General features: G+C 67.9%; 8 protein-coding genes. 7 read left to right on the forward strand and 1 reads right to left on the reverse strand.

What is annotated here, in order from left to right; translation table 11 throughout:
- Nucleotides 1–364: 364 nt before the first annotated feature.
- The 7 genes from GGR25_RS19260 (at nucleotide 365) to GGR25_RS19290 (ending at nucleotide 12,824) form a co-directional block, all read left to right on the forward strand.
- A complete protein-coding gene (locus tag GGR25_RS19260) occupies nucleotides 365–6,925 on the forward strand; it encodes an apolipoprotein A-IV repeat region-like domain-containing protein (RefSeq protein WP_183400499.1) in 6,561 nt (2,186 codons plus the stop codon).
- Between the two features lie 213 nt (nucleotides 6,926–7,138).
- The gene (locus GGR25_RS19265; RefSeq protein ID WP_183400500.1) at nucleotides 7,139–8,368 is read left to right on the forward strand and encodes an MFS transporter; all 1,230 of its coding nucleotides are present in this window, start codon (nucleotides 7,139–7,141) and stop codon (nucleotides 8,366–8,368) included.
- A 73-nt stretch (nucleotides 8,369–8,441) separates the two neighbouring features.
- Complete coding sequence (locus GGR25_RS19270) at nucleotides 8,442–8,594, forward strand: DUF3309 family protein (protein ID WP_183400501.1); 153 nt, start codon at nucleotides 8,442–8,444, stop codon at nucleotides 8,592–8,594.
- Nucleotides 8,595–8,676: 82 nt separating this feature from the next.
- Complete coding sequence (locus GGR25_RS19275) at nucleotides 8,677–10,098, forward strand: sensor histidine kinase (RefSeq protein ID WP_343068122.1); 1,422 nt, start codon at nucleotides 8,677–8,679, stop codon at nucleotides 10,096–10,098.
- Nucleotides 10,099–10,173: 75 nt separating this feature from the next.
- Complete coding sequence (locus GGR25_RS19280; RefSeq protein WP_183400502.1) at nucleotides 10,174–10,617, forward strand: response regulator; 444 nt, start codon at nucleotides 10,174–10,176, stop codon at nucleotides 10,615–10,617.
- Nucleotides 10,617–11,690: a sensor histidine kinase gene (locus tag GGR25_RS19285; protein WP_183400503.1), complete on the forward strand. Its 1,074-nt coding sequence runs from the start codon at nucleotides 10,617–10,619 to the stop codon at nucleotides 11,688–11,690. The genes GGR25_RS19280 and GGR25_RS19285 overlap by 1 nt, the downstream gene beginning before the upstream one ends.
- A 48-nt stretch (nucleotides 11,691–11,738) precedes the next feature.
- Nucleotides 11,739–12,824 (forward strand): zinc-binding metallopeptidase family protein, encoded by a 1,086-nt coding sequence (locus tag GGR25_RS19290; protein WP_183400504.1) that lies wholly within the window; start codon nucleotides 11,739–11,741, stop codon nucleotides 12,822–12,824.
- Here the strand turns inward: GGR25_RS19290 and GGR25_RS19295 are convergent, their stop codons facing one another.
- A complete protein-coding gene (locus tag GGR25_RS19295) occupies nucleotides 12,825–13,730 on the reverse strand; it encodes a trypsin-like peptidase domain-containing protein (RefSeq protein WP_183400505.1) in 906 nt (301 codons plus the stop codon).
- Between the last annotated feature and the right edge of the window lie 182 nt (nucleotides 13,731–13,912).

Consider the following 13,912-nt stretch of genomic DNA (forward strand, 5'->3'; position numbering starts at 1 on the left):
AAACGTGGGGCTGTGGGCAAGGGTGTGGAGGCCAATCTGCCTCGTCCGGGGGACGTTGCGGATAACGGCGGATCTACGGGGCCAGGCAGAATGTGCCGCGCTTTTGGCGCGGGACTGTCGTGTTCCGCAGGCATCCTCGTGCTTTCGACGAATCGTATCTCGTCGAAGCGGCCGGTGAAGTATCGAGTACGGACGCGAGGCTTAAAGAATGGCTAACACTCCGAAGTCCAAGGACCCGGCGGACGCAGCGCTCTCCGCCGTGGAGCAGGCTCTCCGGAATGATTTCAGCTCGCCCTCCGTTGATCCTTCGGATCGCCCCGTGCCGTCCGGCGGCCCGCGCGATCGCCGCCTCGAGCAGCCGCGGATGAACGAGCGGCCGAATGAATCGCCGCGCGGCAATGCCGGCCCGCGCCGCGCCGATGCGCCCCGCAAGTCCGAAGTTGCTCCGCAGGCCGCAGCCGCTGCCTCGCCCCGCCCGCAGGCGCCGCGCCCCGATGCGCCGCGCGCCGCCGGCAATGACGACGCCTCGCCCCGCCAGCGCCGCGGTGAGCGACGGAACCGCGTCGCGGCCAATGACGACCGCCGCGTCACCGGCGCCGGCCTGCCGGTCCGCCGGCCCTCGCGCCTGATCTATCCCGCCGCCCTCCTCCTCACGGTCGTGTGGGTCGGTGCGGTGCTGTTCTATCTCTCGCAGGCCGGCATCAATCCGTTCGCCGGCCAGGGCGAGCTCGGCGTGGCCCAGTTCGCCAACATCGCTCTCGCGCTCGCGCTGCCCGTCGGCATCGTCTGGGGCATCGCCATCATGGTGGCGCGTGCCCAGGAGATGCGCATCGCCGCCCGCTCGATCTCGGAAGTGGCAGCCCGCCTCGCCGAGCCGGAGCAGGCCGCGACCGAGGCCGTCGTGACCGTCAGCCAGGCGATCCGCCGCGAAGTCGCCGCCATGGGCGACGGCATCGAGCGTGCGCTCGCCCGCGCCAGCGAACTCGAACTGCTGGTGCATAACGAGGTCGCCGCCCTCGAGCGGTCCTATTCCGACAATGAAGTCCGCATGCGCGGGCTGATCGACGACCTCGCCAATCAGCGCGAGGCGATCGTCATCAATTCCGAGCGCGTCCGCACGTCGATCGTGTCGGCCCAGGAGTCGCTCTCCAAGGACCTCCGCGAGGCGAGCGAGCAGATCGCCGAGAACGTCATCGAATCCGGCAGCCGCATCACGCTGGCGCTCTCCGACCGCGGCGAGCAGATCACCGTGGCGCTCGGCGCCGCCGGCGATTCCATGATCGACAAGCTGTCGGTGCGCGGCGAGGACCTCGTCAACCGCATGTCGTCGGCCGTCGGCGACGTGACGGAATCGCTGACGCGGACCGGCATGGACGTGACGGACCAGCTGCTCGCGCGCAGCGCCGAGATCAACGAGACGCTCGACACCACCGGCCGCGCCATGGCCGATACGGTCGCCGAGCGCGGCCGCGAAGTCAGCGACACGCTGGCCCGCATTGCCGACGAGCTCAATGAGGGCCTCGACCGCCGCACGGTCGAGATGACCCGGTCGATCTCGATCACCGGAAATCAGGTTGCCGAGACGATCTCGCACCACACCCGCGAGGTGAATGCCGCGCTCAAGGCCAATGCCGACAGCCTCGTCGTCGATCTCGCGATCCGCGGCCAGGAGATCAGCGAGCGCCTGGACGAGACCGGCATGCGCGTCGCCGACACGATCTCGGCCCGCGGCGATGAGCTGGCCGAGCGCCTTGCCATCACCGGCGAGCGCATCAACGACGCCATTTCGATCGACGGCGGCAGCCTGGCCGAGCGCCTGACGGCCGCCGGCGACCTGATGGCCAATCTCGTCGAGGCGCGCACCCAGGCGCTGCGCGAGACGATCGACAGCGCCTCGGGCGCCGTGAACGAGGCCTTCGACGCCCGCGCCGCGGAGCTTACCGAGCGGCTCGCCAGCGTCGGCGGCGAGGTGGCCAAGGCCATCGCCGTGCGCGGCCTCAAGGTCAACGAGACCATCATCGCCTCCGGCAACGAGATCGCCGAGACGATGACCGCCCGCGCCAGCATGCTGCATGACCGCTTCATCAATTCGAGCCGCGACGCGATCGAGACGATGGAGAGCCGCGGCACGGCCGTCTACGACCTCATTATCGAGACCAGCCAGCAGCTGGCCGACGCGATCGAGACCCGCGGCACGACGATCCACGAGAAGATCCTCGCCTCCGGCGGCGATCTGGCCGCGACGATCGAGCAGCAGGGCGCCGAGGCGCATGAGCGCATCGTCGCATCCGGCTCGCGCCTCTCGTCCGAGATCGTGGAACGCGCGGATTCGGCCCATCGCCGCATCGTCGACTCGGGTTCCGGCCTTGCCCGCGAGATCGAGCAGCGCGCCGACATCGCCCATGAGCGGATCGTCACCTCGGGCACCAATCTCGTCAACGAGATCGAGCACCGCGCCGGCGCCGTGCATGAGCGCATCGTCGCCTCCGGCTCGGGTATCGTCAGCGAGATCGCCGGCCAGGCGAGCGCCGTCCATCACCAGCTGATCACCGCCGGCACCTCGCTGGCCGACGAGATCGAGAACCGCGCGACGGCGGTCCATGAGCGCATCATCGCCACGGGCTCGGAGCTGATCGGCGATATCGCCAACCAGATCGGCGCCGCGCACGAGCAGATCGTTACCTCGGGCTATGGTGTCGCGGACGAGATCGAGAGCCGCGCCAACAACGTCCATCAGCGCATCGTCTCCTCCGGCAGCGAGCTGTCCGAGGAGATCGCCAACCGGGCGAGTGCCGCGCATGAGCAGATCAACGAGACGGGGTCCAGCCTCGCCCGTGCGATCGAGGAACGCGCCACGGCGGTGCATCAGCGCATCATCGCGTCGGGTTCGGGCCTCGTCGACGAGATCGCCAACCGCGCCGACGCCGCCTTCCAGCAGCTGACGCAGTCCGGCTCGGGCCTCGCACGCGAGATCGAAGAGCGCGCCAACACCGTCCATCGCCAGATCATCGCCTCAGGCTCGACCCTGTCGGCCGAGATCGCCGGCCAGGCGAGCGCCGCCTTCCAGCAGATCGCGACCTCGGGCTCCGATCTTGCTGGAGAGATCGAGAACCGCGCCCTCGCCGTGCACGAGCGGATCGTCACCTCCGGCACGTCGCTGGCCGAGGAGATCGAGAACCGCGCCGGCGCCGTGCATGAGCGCCTCGTCACCTCCGGTTCCTCGCTGATCGAGGAAATCGAAAGCCGCGCCGGCGTCGCCCATGAGCGCCTCGTCACCTCCGGTTCATCGTTGATCGAAGAGATCGAGAGCCGCACCGGCGTCGCCCATGAGCGGCTCGTCACTTCCGGCTCCTCCCTGATCGAGGAAATCGAGACCCGCACGGGCACCGCCCATGAGCGTCTTGTCGCCTCCGGCTCTTCGCTGATCGAGGAGATCGAAAGCCGCACCGGCGCCGCCCACCAGCGCATCGTCGCCTCGGGCACCGACATTGCGAGCGAGATCGAGAACCGCGCCGGCGCCGTGCACCAGCGGATCCTCGCGACCGGCTCGACGCTGGTCGAGGACATCGTCGGCCAGGCCAATGCGGCGCATGAGCGCGTCGTGGCCTCGGGCAACGACCTCGCCAACGAGATCGAGAACCGCGCCATCATCGTTCACGACCGCATCGTCGACACCTCGACGCGCTTCGGCGAACTGATCGCCGATCGCGGCCAGGCCATCGCGACCGGCCTCGACGAGCGCTTCGCGGCGCTGCGCGACATCATCGAAGTGCGCGGCCCCGAGCTGATCACCCGCTTCTCGGAGCGGGCCAATGTGCTCGACACCAGCCTTTCCGACCGGATCGGCGTGTTCGGCGACACGATGGAGCAGAAGCTCAACGCCGCCTCCGAACTGCTCGACGGCAATACCCGCCGCATCGACGAGGCGCTCGACGCCCGCTCGCGCCAGATCAGCCAGACGCTGGTCGAGCGCACGCGCCAGATCGCCGACGCTTTCGCCACCGGCCATGCCGAGATCAACTCGATCATCGACGTGCGCCTCTCCGACATCTCGGATCGCCTGACCGATCGCACCCAGGCACTGTCCGACATGCTCTCGGAGCGGACCACGTCGATCAATGACACGCTCGGCCAGCGCGCCATCGAGGCAGCCGACAGCTTCGACGCCCGCGCCGCGCAGATGGACAGCATCCTCTCGACGCGCCTCGGCGACATCACCTCGACGCTCGGCCGCGAATCCGTGCGCGTTGCGGAGCAGATCGTGAATTCGCTGTCGGAGGCCACGGAGCGGCTCGTCTCGGCCTCGGCCACGACCACCGATTCGCTGCGCCAGAACACCGAGGAATCGATCCAGTTCCTGGCGCGCTCCGGCGAGGAAGCGACCCAGTCGCTCGCCCGCTCGGCGGAAAGCGCCGCGGACGTCGTCACGCGGACCACGACGGAAGCCTCGCAGGCGATCAGCCAGGTCGCGTCCTCGACCATCGACCTGCTCGCCACGTCGGCGGCGGAAGCGACTGCGAGCCTCAGCCGTTCGGCGGCGGAAGTCAGCGACCAGCTCAACCGCAGCACCGAGGAAGCGGGCGACCGCTTCACCCGCCTCTCGGGCGACATTGCCGGCCGCCTCATCAGCATGGCGGGCGAGGTCGGCGACCAGATGGCGCGAGTCACGACCGAGGCCGGCGATCATCTCGCCCGCGTCTCGGGCGAGGCCACCCGCCGCTTTGCCGGCGTCTCCGTCGAGGTCAGCGGCCAGATCGCCGAAGCCACCAACGAGGCGGGCAGCCAGTTCGCGCGCCTTTCGGAAGACGCGACCAGCCGGATCACCGGTCTCGCCGACAGCGTCACGGAGCAGATCACGCGCGTCTCGACCGAGACCAGCGAACGCTTCGCCAGCCTCTCGGACGATGTCACCGGCCGCCTCACGGGCATTGCCAGCGAGGTCGAGCAGAACCTGTCCGGCCGTGCGCTTGCGGTTGCGACGGCGCTCGAGCAGCGCACGCAGACGCTGAACGAGGTGCTCGGCCACCGCTCGTCCGAGCTTGCCCGTCTCCTCGACGGCGAGGGCAACCGTCTCGTCAGCGCGCTCGACCAGCGCGGCGACGAGCTGACGCGCCGCGTTGCCACGGTCGGCGACTCGGTGGTCGACCTGCTGGCCTCGAAGGGCAGCGAGGTCGTCTCGATGGTGCTTTCGAGCACCGACCAGGCGGCGCGCACCCTGCTCGACAGCAGCGAGACCGTGTCGCGCAGCTTCGGCCTCGCCAATGAGCGTCTCAACTCCGACGTCGCCGGCATCGTCGAGCGGCTGGCGCAGTCGAACGACATGCTGAGCTCGCTGCTCGACAAGACGAGCGACAATCTCAACCAGATCGAGACCGGCCTCGCCTCGCGCACCAGCGAATTCGCCGTCTCGATCGAGCAGGCGATCGGCAACACGCAGAGCTCCTCGTCCATGCTCGCCTCGCATGTCGCCATGCTGCGCGACGTGTCGAAGGAAGTGCTCGACAATGTCGGCGTCGTCGCCGGCCGGTTCGAGGAACAGGGCCGTTCGCTCCAGGAAGCCGCGCAGAACCTCTCCAAGGCCAACACGGACATGGAGACGGGCCTCGACGAGCGCCGCCTGACGCTGGAGCATCTCGCGGGCAGCCTGGCCGGCCGTTCGCAGGAACTGGACCTCCGCATGAAGTCCTTCACCGACACGGTGAGCGCTTCGCTGCGCGAGGCCGAGGAGCGCGCTGCCGAGGTCGCCCGCAATCTCGCCCAGTCGAGCGCCGAAGCGACCAAGTCGGTCGTGGCCAGCATCGAGGGTCTCGGCGAGACGGCCGGCGCTGCCGGAACGCGGACGGTGGAAGCCGTGCGCGCCGCCAATCGCGCGCTCATCGACGAGATGTCGGCCGTCATGGAGCAGGCCGCCAAGGACTTTGCCTCGGCGACCGACGGCATGCGCACCGCCACCAAGGAGATGCAGCAGGATCTCGAGACGACGCGCACCGAGATCAAGCGCGGCATTCTCGAGCTGCCGAACGAGACTCGCGAGAGCGCGGATGCCATGCGCCGCGTGGTGACCGATCAGCTCAAGGCTCTGTCCGAGTTGTCGGAGATCATCTCCAAGCACGGCAAGGCGCTCGACGTGGCGCTGCCCGCCTCGTCCACGCAGCCGAGCCGCAGCCGCATGTTCGAGCCGCCGGCTGCCGCGCTTCGCCAGCCCGCCGCCCCGGCACCCGCGCCGAAGGCCGCCGCTGCGCCCCAAAGCGCCGCGGGGATCTTCAGCCAGCCGGCATCGGCTCCGGTTGCGGTCGCGCCGGCCCCGGCGCCCGCTCCGGCCAAGCCCGCCCGGTCCGCTGCTGCACGCAGCGAGCCGGCTCCTGCGCCGAGCGCGCCGGCCGCCCGTCCCGCCCCCGCGCCGCAGCGCGAGGCCCGGGCAGCGGCCAAGGCCGCCCCGCAGCCCGAGCCGGTCGCCGAGGCGGCGCCTGCCGCTGCCGATGGCGAGCAGCGCGGTTGGGTGTCGGATCTGCTCCGCCGCGCCTCGCGCGACGAGGACGCCGTTCCGGCGCCGAAGGAGGCCCGCTCGGCCAATGGCCGCGGCAATGGCACGGCGGAATCGCTCGGCAATCTCTCGGCGGACATCGCCCGCGCCATCGATCCGCGCGCGGCGGCCGAACTGTGGGAGCGTCATCGCCGCGGCGAGAAGAACGTCTTCACGCGCCGGCTCTACACGCTGCAGGGCCAGCAGACTTTCGACGAGATCCGTCGCAAGTATCAGCAGGAGAACGAGTTCCGCGCCGCGGTCGACCGCTATGTCGGCGATTTCGAGCGCCTGCTCGCCGAGGCGACCCGCCAGGACCCGACGACGAGCAATGCCTATCTCGTCTCCGATACCGGCAAGGTCTACACGATGCTCGCCCATGCGAGCGGCCGCTTCGACTGAGGCGCTCCATCCTGGATTCCCTGAAAAGGGCGCGGCTTGCCGCGCCCTTTTCGTTTGCGCGGAAGGCTGCGTCGCCGCTTTTGCCGTTGCCGCGGCCCGCGCGGACGGCTAGAGCCAATCGGCCTGCCCTCCCATTCCCCGGAGCGGAGCCGATCGCCGCGTCCGTCGGCGCGCTCGCGCACCGCATCGATCCGTCCACGCAAGAGCCACCACATGTCCGCGACGCCGCGCAGCCACTGGGGAGCGTTTCGCCACAGGAGCTTCACGCTCTATTGGCTGGCCCGCCTCGCCGCCAATTTCTCGGTCAACATGGTCTCCGTCGCCGTGGGCTGGCAGGTCTACGACCTGACCAAGGATCCGCTCGATCTCGGCATCATCGGCCTCGTCCAGTTCATTCCCGCGCTCGCGCTCGTCCTCGTCACGGGCGCCGTGGCCGATCGCTATGACCGCCGCACGATCATGGCGCTGTGCATTGCCGGCGAGGCGGCCTGCATTCTCGGATTGATCGCCTTCACCCTGTCCGGCAGCACGGATGTGCGCATCGTCTTCGCGATCCTGCTCGGCTTCGGCATTGCCCGCGCCTTCATCGGCCCGGCCTCCGGCGCGCTGGCGCCGAACCTGGTGCCGCCGGAAGATCTCGGCAGCGCGATCGCCTGGAATTCGAGCGCCTGGCAGATCGCCACGATCGTCGGACCGGTTGCCGGCGGGCTGCTCTATGGGCTGGCGCCCGAAGCGCCCTATGCGGCTGCGGCGGGACTGATCGCGCTCGGCCTCGTCGCCCTGCTCTCGATCGCCCGACCGAAGCAGATGCGGCTGGCGGAATCCGCCGGCTGGGACACCGTCATCGCCGGCTTCCGCTATGTCTGGAAGGAGAAGATCGTGCTCGGCGCGATCTCGCTCGATCTCTTCGCCGTGCTGCTCGGCGGCGCGACCGCCCTCCTCCCCGTCTATGCCCGCGACATTCTCGAGGTCGGCCCCTGGGGGCTCGGCATGCTGCGGGCGGCGCCGGCCGTCGGGGCCCTCGCCGTCGTCGCCTGGCTCGCCTTCCGGCCGGTGCGCGATCATGCCGGCCTGCTGCTCTTCGTCTTCGTGACGATCTTCGGCCTCGGCACGATCCTGTTCGGCCTGTCCACCCTCCCCTGGCTATCCGTGGTCGCCCTCGCCATCATGGGCGCGAGCGACATGGTGAGCGTCTATATCCGCGAGACGCTGATCCAGCTGTGGACGCCGGACGCGGTGCGCGGCCGGGTCAACGCCGTCAACATGGTCTTCATCGGCGCGTCGAACGAGCTCGGCGAGTTCCGCGCCGGCGTCTCGGCGGCGCTGTTCGGTGCCGTCGCGGCCGTGGTCGTCGGCGGCGCCGGCACGGTGGCCGTCGCCGCTATCTGGGCGAACATCTTCCCCTCACTCAGGCGGGCCCGCCACCTCGACGGCCGCCCCTGAAATTTTTCGCGAGGCGAAGGGAACCATCATTGTCGCGGGATGTTGAACGTCCGAACTGGACGAGGTGCGCCCGATGGTCACGATCATTCTCATCATTCTGATTATTCTGCTCATCGGAGCGCTGCCGAGTTGGCGTTACAGCTCAGGTTGGGGCTACGGGCCGAGCGGACTGCTCGGCGTCATCGTCGTCATTCTTCTGATCCTGCTTCTGCTCGGCCGGATCTGATCCGGTCCTTCGAGCACGACGCGCAACGACCAGAAGGATCAGAAGAATCCGCCTGATAGCCGGCCCCCGACATCGCTTTTCCGTGCAGACCGCCTTGCTCGCGGTAGGTTTCGTCGTGCTCGCCGCGATGTCCGGCACCACGCTCTGGCTCGTGCGCCAGACGGAAACGAACTTCCGCTGGACGGCCCATTCCCAGGACGTCCAATCGGCCCTGCTGCAGCTCCAGCTCGCGATCCGCCGCGCCGAAAGCGGCGAGCGCGGCTACATGCTGACGGCCGACACCGACTATCTGGATATCCTCCGGACCAGCGTCGATGTGGTTCCGGGCTATGTGGACAAGCTGCAGACGCTGGTGGCGGATAATCCCGAGCAGGCGGCGCGCGCCGCGCTCATTGGCGAACTGGTATCCGCCAAGCTCGCGGAACTGAAACGGATCGCCGACCTGCAGATCGCCGGCAACCCCTCCGAGGCGCTGGATATCATCCGCGATCCGACGGGCCAGTCGTTGATGACGCGCTTCATCGACGCCACGCGTGCCCTGCGCGACGCCGAGATCCAGCTTCAGGAGGAGCGCAAGGAACGTTCGCGGTCGACCGCGTCGCTTCTGCTCGCCGTTTCCCTGTTCGGTGCCGGCCTCATCGTCGCGCTGGCCATCATTACGATCCTGCTGATCCGGCGCTTCATCGCCGGCCTGGTCGCCGCGCAGACGGCGCTTGCGGACGCCAATGCGAACCTCGAGGCGAAGGTCGAGGAACGCACGACCGATCTCAAAGAGGCGAACGAGGAGCTGCAGCGTTTCGCCTATATCGTCAGTCACGATCTGCGCTCGCCGCTCGTCAACATCATGGGCTTCACGGGCGAGCTCGATGCCATCCGCCGCGACCTGGCGGATGAGCAGCCTCGCGACGGCACGGCGGATCCCGCACGCCAGCAGATCCTCGCCGATTTCGACGAGGCGCTCGGCTTCATCACCTCGTCGATCAGCAAGATGGACCGGCTGATCAAGGCGATCCTCGACCTGTCACGGGCCGGGCGGCGGGACTTCATGCCCGAGATGCTCGACCTCGACACGATGTTCGGCGCCATGCGCGATGCGCTGTCGCATCAGGCGCAGGAGGTCGGCGCCGAGATCCGGATCGAGCCGCTGCCGCAGATCGAGAGCGACCGTCTGGCCGTCGAACAGATCTTCTCCAACCTACTGGACAATGCGGTCAAATATCTGAAGCCCGGCCATATCGGCCGCGTCGTCGTCAGCGGCGAGGAGAAGATCGGTTTCGCGATCATTCGCGTTTCCGACAATGGCCGCGGCATCGCGCCCGAGGATCGGGAACGCGTGTTCGAGCTGTTCCGCCGTGCGGGCGCCCAGGATCGCCCGGGCGAAGGAATCGGCCTTGCCCATGTCCGTGCGCTGGTGCGCCGCCTCGGCGGATCGATCCGCCTGGAGAGCGAGCCCGGCGAAGGCAGCACCTTCACCGTGATCCTGCCGAAACGCTGGCGGGGGTAAGCGCGTTATGAAGACAAGCGACAACTGGCCCGTGCACTGCGGACCGACACGAAATGCCGAAGAGAGTGATGTGTGATGAGCGATGCCGACCATGTGACGATCGTGATGATCGAAGATGACGAGGGCCATGCGCGCCTGATCGAAAAGAATATCCGCCGCGCCGGCGTCAGCAACGAGATCAAGGCGTTCGCGGACGGGACGAGCGCGCTCGACTATCTGCTTGGCCCGGATCGGACAGGCGTGGTGCGGCGCGGCCAGGCGCTGATGATCCTGCTCGATCTCAACCTGCCGGATATGACCGGCATCGACATCCTGCAGGCGGTGAAGCGCAGCCCGCATCTGAAGGCGACGCCGATCGTCGTGCTGACCACCACCGACGACCAGCGCGAGATCGAGCGCTGCTACGAGCTCGGCGCCAATGTCTACATCGTGAAGCCGGTGAATTACGACAATTTCGCCCACGCGATCCGGCAGCTCGGCCTGTTCTTCTCCGTGATCAAGGTTCCCGAGGCTCACTGATGACGCGCAATCCGGTCGTCCTCTATGTCGACGACGATCCCGGCATCTGCCGTCTGGCCGAGAAGGATCTCGCCCGGCACGGCTTCGACGTCGAAACCGCCACCGACGGACTGGCGGGCCTCGCGCGCGCGGCCGAGGGCGGGATCGACATCATCGCGCTCGATCATCACATGCCGGGCCATACCGGTCTCGAGATCATCCCGAAGATCCGCGCCCTGCCCGACCCGCCGCCCATCGTCTATGTGACCGGCGAAGCGGAAGGTCGCATCGCCGTCGCCGCGCTGAAGGCGGGCGCCGACGACTACGTGATCAAGGAACTCACCGGCGAGTTCTTCCCGCTGCTCCGCGCCGCGCTCATTTCCGCGCTCAATGCGCGCGCTCTGCAGCGGGCCCGTGACGAGGCGGAAGCCGAGATCCACGCCGCGCGCGATCGGTTCGAGGCGCTGGCGGAGGAGCGCGCGCTGCTCATTCGCGAGATGAACCACCGCGTCGGCAACAGCCTCCAGCTCGTCGCCTCGCTGCTCAACATGCAGGCCTCCGCACACCCTGACCCGGCGGTGAAGAGCGTGCTCGCGACCGCGATCGGCCGCGTCATGGCGGTGTCGCAGGTGCACCGGCGCCTCTACACCTCCGACGACGTCCACACGGTCGAACTCGACCTCTATCTGGGCGGCCTGATCGAGGATCTCTCCCGCGCGGTCGACGGCGAGGCGCAGGACGAGCGCATCGTCTTCTCCATCGACCGCGCGCCGACGCGGCCCGACCGCGCCATCGCCATCGGCGTCATCATGACGGAACTCGTCCTGAACGCGCTCAAATATGCCTATCCCGAGGGCGGCGGCGCCGTGCGCGTGCAGGGCCGCGTGGCGGATGGCCAGTTCGCCCTGACCGTGGAGGATGACGGCGTCGGTTCGGCGGTCGGCGTCAAGGCGGTCGGGACGGGGCTCGGCCGTCGCATCATCCAGGCCCTCGCGACCAAGCTCGACGCCGAAATCGAGCACGACGCGCGGCATCGCGGCACGCGCGTCACCATCCGCTTCGCCACCGACGAAGACGTCGCCAATAGCCATTGAACAGAGCGTCCCGGCCGGCGATCCGGCGGGTCCCATGGAGAATGACGAATGCGGCTGTTCGAATGCCATGCGTGCGGACACTGGCTCTCGTTCGAGGACGAGACATGCGCCGGTTGCAGCCGCGAACTCGGCTATCTGGCGATCGAAGCGCGATTGCGCTCGCTCAACCCCATCATCCTCGATCCGACTGGCCGCCAGCTCTATGCCGCCCATCCGGATCAGGAGCCGCTCTATCGCTTCTGCCATAACCACGGCCATGGCGCCTGCAACTGGCTCGTGCCGGCCGACGCCATCGAGGATCTTTGCCTCAGCTGCCGCACCAACCAGATGATCCCGGACATCTCGATCGATGTCTTCGCGACGCGCTGGCGGGAGATCGAGCAGGCGAAGCATCGCCTGATGTACAGCCTGCTGCGGCTCGGCCTGCGCATTCCGAACAAGATCGACGAGCCGGTCACGGGGCTTTCGTTCCAGTTCCTCGCCGACATGAACGACCTCCGCGTCATGACGGGGCACGAGGACGGGCTGATCACCATCAACATCGTGGAGGCGGATTCCGTCGAGCGCGAGCGGGCGCGCAGCGACATGCACGAGCCCTATCGCACGCTGCTCGGCCATTTCCGGCACGAGATCGGCCATTATTACTGGGACCGCCTGGTCAAGGATGGCGGCCAGGTGGATGCGTTCCGCGCGCTTTTCGGCGATGAGAGCGTCGACTATCAGACCGCGCTGCAGAACTACTATGCCAGCGCGCCGCCCGACGATTGGCGCGAGCGCTATGTCAGCCAGTATGCGACGGCGCATCCCTGGGAGGACTTCGCCGAGACCTTCGCCCACTTCCTGCATATCGTGGATACGCTGGAAACGGCCTATGCCTTCGGGCTGCGCATCCGCCCGAAATCGGCCGGACGGGAGGATCTCTCGGCGACGATCGACTTCAATCCCTATCGCGAGGTCGCCTTCGACGCGATCATAGACGCGTGGACCCCGCTGACCGTTGCGGTGAATTCCATCAATCGCAGCATGGGGCAGCCGGAGCTCTACCCGTTCACGCCGGGACCCGGCGCGATCGAGAAGCTCGCCTTCATCGACGCCCTGATCCATGGGCGCCAGGCGCGCGTGGACAATAGCTGATCAGGGCGTGGCCCCCGAGGCCGCCGGCGCCGGCGGCCATGGCGCCGCCTGCAATGCACGACCGGCGGCGAGGATGGCCGCATCGGTTCCGAGCGCCGTGGTGACGCTGCCGCCCTTCTCGTCATAGGGCGCACCCTTGTACTTCGGATCCTGCCACGGGCCTGTGGTGATGTTGATGCCGCGGAAGACAAGTTCGCCGCCGACACGTGACAGGTTCATGCCGCCCGACGAGGCGCCGGTCGCGTCGCAGTCCGAGCGATAGAACGACGTCTTCTCGCTCGAGCGCGGCACGCGCATGATCTCGCAGCTCTGCACGACTGGAATGCCGCGATCGACAGTCTTGGCCATGGCGGCCGGATGCGCCGTCACCACGATCAGCGCGTCGCCCTTCTGGACCGGAACGTCGGACACGGGGAACGGGCGCGCGCCCTTGATCGGCTCGACGAGACGCACCACGGCATAGTCATTGTTGGAGCCCGGCTTCGGCTTCTTGGAGCCGAAGCGCGCATTGGCGTCGTCGACCATCAGGTCGATCATCACCGGATCGGCCGACTGGTTCTTGAAGAAGCACTTCCAGCGACGCTTGCCCGACGGCTCGAAGAACACGTGGGCGGCCGTCAGGATCTGCGAATTGTCGAGGAAGAGCGCAGCCGACCCGACGGACGGCGACGGCGAGAGGCAGCCGACATATCCGGAAACGGTGCGGATGCGCGCGATTTCTTCGGCGGAGAGCCCCAGAGACGGCCCTAGCAAAAGCAGCGAATCACGGTCATCATTTCCATTGATGATATTGACGGGTTGAACCAGCGGCCGCGATTCGGTCGGCGTCTCGACCGGGATCGGCGAGGCGGCGACGGCAGGGCCGGCAAGGGCGAGAAGGACCGGAATCAGAAGAAGGGTGCGCATGCGCTCACGATGCCATACGGTTCGCGCGGCGTCACTTTTCGCCGCGGGCGGTGGCGGGTTTTGGCGGGAATGCCGGATTCTGGCGTGTGCGGCGCAACGATTTCGCGCAAATTCGTAACGGATTGCGTGATACTGCCTTGCGGACTGAAGTTGAGCCGGCTCATCTGGCGTGGCGGGGTGAA

The sequence above is a fragment of the Kaistia hirudinis genome (assembly GCF_014196455.1).
Classification (GTDB): Bacteria; Pseudomonadota; Alphaproteobacteria; order Rhizobiales; family Kaistiaceae; genus Kaistia; species Kaistia hirudinis.

What these genes read in the sequence shown, in the direction of transcription:
- GGR25_RS19260 (WP_183400499.1), top strand. Translation starts at nt 365, where the DNA reads ATGAACGAGCGGCCGAATGAATCGCCGCGCGGCAATGCCGGCCCGCGC.
- GGR25_RS19265 (WP_183400500.1), top strand. Translation starts at nt 7,139, where the DNA reads ATGTCCGCGACGCCGCGCAGCCACTGGGGAGCGTTTCGCCACAGGAGC.
- GGR25_RS19270 (WP_183400501.1), top strand. Translation starts at nt 8,442, where the DNA reads ATGGTCACGATCATTCTCATCATTCTGATTATTCTGCTCATCGGAGCG.
- GGR25_RS19280 (WP_183400502.1), top strand. Translation starts at nt 10,174, where the DNA reads ATGAGCGATGCCGACCATGTGACGATCGTGATGATCGAAGATGACGAG.
- GGR25_RS19285 (WP_183400503.1), top strand. Translation starts at nt 10,617, where the DNA reads ATGACGCGCAATCCGGTCGTCCTCTATGTCGACGACGATCCCGGCATC.
- GGR25_RS19290 (WP_183400504.1), top strand. Translation starts at nt 11,739, where the DNA reads ATGCGGCTGTTCGAATGCCATGCGTGCGGACACTGGCTCTCGTTCGAG.
- GGR25_RS19295 (WP_183400505.1), bottom strand. Translation starts at nt 13,730, where the DNA reads ATGCGCACCCTTCTTCTGATTCCGGTCCTTCTCGCCCTTGCCGGCCCT.